Raw genomic sequence first — 3,438 nt, forward strand, 5'->3', positions numbered from 1 at the left:
GGCTCAAATCAGAAACCTTCACTGGTGGACGGTTGAATACGGCCTGATCGGGGATGTTAAAAATCATAAAATATATGGAGCAGGCTTGTTGTCGTCCATCGGGGAAAGTTATAGCTGTATGCAGCCTGAGGTCAGGAAACTTCCTTATACGATTGATGCAAAAGATGTAACCTTTGACATCACCACCCGTCAGCCTCAGCTTTTTGTAACACCTGATTTTCAGCATCTTGTTAATGTTTTGGAAGAATTTGCCAATGGCATGGCCTTAAAGCAGGGCGGACTGAGCGGGATGAAAAAAGCGTTGGAATCGGGCGGAACAGTAACTTATGTGTACAGTTCCGGATTACAGGTTTCAGGTGTGGTAAGTGAAGTATTCAGCCTGAACAATCAGGTTGTTTATGCCTCCACAAAAGGGAACACTATCCTGTGCATAGACAACAAAGTGCTTGACGGACACGGAACTGATTATCATGCTGAAGGGTTTGGCTCCCCTGTCGGGAAACTGAAAGCCGCTTATTTGCCACTGGAGGATATGGATGAAAAAAACCTTCAAAAATATGGTATCTCAGAAGGGAAAGATTGCCGGCTGGAATTTGAGAGCGGGGTAGTGGTGAGAGGTTTTTTGAAAAAAATTATCAGGCATCGTGGGAAGAATGTATTGTTTTCACTTGAACATTGCACGGTAACTTATGAAGAAAAGGTATTGTTTCAGCCTCAATGGGGTATTTATGATATGGCAGTCGGAGAGAGGATCATTTCTGTATTTGCCGGTCCTGCCGACCCTGTGGCATATCAACTTCATTATCAGCCGCCTGCAGAAAGAACCCACAAAATTGTTCATGATGAAAAAGCACTCAGGCTTCATTCATTGTACCAGCAGCTCAGGAATTTGAGGGAAAACCACATTGTCAGCAGGGAAGGAGTGGAAAACATCTGGCAGGTATTAAGAACAGAATACCCGGAAGACTGGCTGCTCTCACTTGAAATCTTAGAATATCTGATGCGAAACAATATCAATGGAGATTTAAGACAAGGAGTTGAATATCAGTTAAGTAAATTAAAAAGGAACCCGCATTTCCAGAAACTGATACTTAACGGGTTGGAACAGATCTATGCTGACCTATAGTCTGTCAGGGTGTTGAAAGGGAAACCGGCAAAATTTTCCCGTTAAAATATTTATGTCCGTTTAAGGCAAATTCTGCTATAAATTTTGCCATTTCATCCGCATTCAGAAGTGCCTCATAACCGGGGAAAGCATTTTTAAGCATTTCGGTATTGACTGCTCCAAGAGCCAGGCAATTGACCCGTATGTTTGTGTCTTCCAGTTCAACGGCAAGCAATTCAGTCAGATTAGCCATAGCTGCCTTTGAAGAGGCATAAGCACTTAATCCTTTGAATTTCACACTTCCCTGAAATCCACCCATGCTGCTGATGTTGACGATATGGGCAGGTCCGGTTTTACCCATTACCGGTAAAACATGGCGAATCAAAGAAACCTGGCTGAAAAAATTTACCTGATAAACATTTTTCCATTCTTCATCGGTAATATCTGAAAACTTTTTGTTTAACATCATTCCTGCATTATTGAGAAGGATGGATACTTCCTCAGGAAGCCAGGAAAAATTGTCAGAAGAGAAAGGTTTTTCAAAATCGATTGCAATGGTTTTAAGATTTTTAAAGCGGTGAGGCTGAAATAATGCATTCAGCTTCTGTTCATTTCTGCCAAGAGCAAAAACCTGAAAATCTGTATTTAAACAGAAGTATCTCGCTGTTTCATATCCGATTCCACCGGTAGCTCCGGTAACGATGATGCTTTTCATATCAAATGGTTAATCTTCTTCCCTTATGAGCAGTAAGATAGCGTGTTGGGGAACAATAAAGAATTTTTCCCCGTCATATTCTATTTCATGAGAACTGTTCTGCAGATAAATGGCAATATCGCCTTCCCTGCATTGAAGGGGGATATATTCAGGTTCGTTTTTGGATGGCTTCCAGTCTTCTTCCGGTTCACGGGGCAAGGGCAGGGGGTAGCCGGGGCCTACTTTAACGACATATCCGCTTTGAACAGCTTCTTTTTCTTTCACATTTGGGGGCAGATACAAGCCTGATTTGGTCATTTTTGAGTGTTTCCTCGGTTTTATAAGCACCCTGTCGCCTATGACGATGATCTTATCCAGATTAATTGCCATCTGATTCTTTTATTGGTTTTAGCGGAAGGTAAAAATAGAAATTTGAACCCTTTCCGACTTCACTTTCTACCCCGATTTTTCCTCCATGATGGTTGATGATATTTCGGGCAATGGCCAATCCGAGTCCTGTGCTGCTTTCTCCTCCTGTCGTCCTGACATTTGCACGCCTGAAAGGCTTGAACAATTCTTTCTGATCTTCAGCCGTTATGCCAGGCCCCTGATCAATGACTTCTGTTTTTATCCAGCCGTTTTCTCTTCTGATGATAACTTTGATTTCAGTGCCTTCGGGAGAATATTTGATAGCATTTGACAATAAATTGCCAATGACCTGCTCCATGCGGGAGGGGTCGATCATTAACATTAGCTCTTTAAATTCAAACTCTTTAATGATGTTAATGTTTTTATTTTTCGCCAGTATAGAATTGATATTGACCACATGGTTTATGACGGAAAGGTAATCATGTCTGTCAATTTTGAATTCGATTTTTCCAGCTTCAAAACGGCTGTAATCAAGCAAATCGTCCAGCATGTTCAGGCATGAATTGGTACCGTTCACGATCGTTTTGAAAATATCCTGTCTTTCGGCATCGTCAAACTGATCGCACGACTGGCTGAACAGTTGGGCAAAAGAACGAATGGCCCCCAATGGATTTCGCAGGTCGTGGGCTACAACCGACATCATGTAATTAAGTTGTTTGTTGTACTCAGCCAGTTTCTGGTTTTTTTCCTGAAGCTGTAATTCGCTCATTTTGAGAGCAGTAATGTCGTCAAGTATAACCAGAATCAGGGTCTCATTCTGAAATTCAAGGTCTTTGGTAGTGAACTGGAAGTATTTGGTGATTTTGAGATTGTTTATATAGAAGTCTCTGACAAGCAAATCTTTATAAGTAGGTATTTTTTCAGTTGCTGCTTTGAGGATGGAATTTCTCAGCGAACACTGGCTGCAATTTCTGGTAGTGCCACAATCCTTATTTTCTTCAACGGCATACATACACCCGATTACGTTACCACAGAGCTCTCCCAGAATTTTATCATCAGATTTCTGGAACAAAGCCTCAAAAGCATCATTAAATGCCACCACCCTTGCCTCCTGATTGACAAGATAAACCGCAGAGGTAACATTATCAAATAAAAGGTTCAGAAAGTTAACCGATTCTTTTAAAACTGAGAGATTCATTCAGGCCGATATAATAATTATGCAAAAAGAAAATAAACGGCAAATATCCGAAAATCTTTTTAAAAAGAGTAA

General features: G+C 41.2%; 4 protein-coding genes. 1 reads left to right on the forward strand and 3 read right to left on the reverse strand.

Features of this window, described 5'->3' with window-relative positions; all coding sequences use genetic code 11:
* Window positions 1-1,126, forward strand: a 1,126-nt coding sequence (locus GX437_13245) for an aromatic amino acid hydroxylase (GenBank protein NLJ08620.1), incomplete at its 5' end; no start/stop codon positions are given.
* 4 nt (window positions 1,127-1,130) lie between these two features.
* On the opposite strand, the gene GX437_13250 is transcribed toward GX437_13245, so the two are convergent.
* The 3 genes from GX437_13250 to GX437_13260 are packed head-to-tail and all read right to left on the reverse strand — an operon-like array spanning window position 1,131 to window position 3,366.
* The gene (locus tag GX437_13250) at window positions 1,131-1,820 is read right to left on the reverse strand and encodes an SDR family oxidoreductase (protein ID NLJ08621.1); all 690 of its coding nucleotides are present in this window, start codon (window positions 1,818-1,820) and stop codon (window positions 1,131-1,133) included.
* Between the two features lie 9 nt (window positions 1,821-1,829).
* A complete protein-coding gene (locus GX437_13255) occupies window positions 1,830-2,189 on the reverse strand; it encodes a co-chaperone GroES (protein ID NLJ08622.1) in 360 nt (119 codons plus the stop codon).
* On the reverse strand, window positions 2,179-3,366 hold the full coding sequence (locus GX437_13260; GenBank protein ID NLJ08623.1) for a HAMP domain-containing histidine kinase: 1,188 nt from the start codon (window positions 3,364-3,366) through the stop codon (window positions 2,179-2,181). The genes GX437_13255 and GX437_13260 overlap by 11 nt, the downstream gene beginning before the upstream one ends.
* Between the last annotated feature and the right edge of the window lie 72 nt (window positions 3,367-3,438).

Source organism: Sphingobacteriales bacterium, from assembly GCA_012517435.1.
In the GTDB taxonomy this organism is placed as follows: Bacteria; Bacteroidota; Bacteroidia; order CAILMK01; family JAAYUY01; genus JAAYUY01.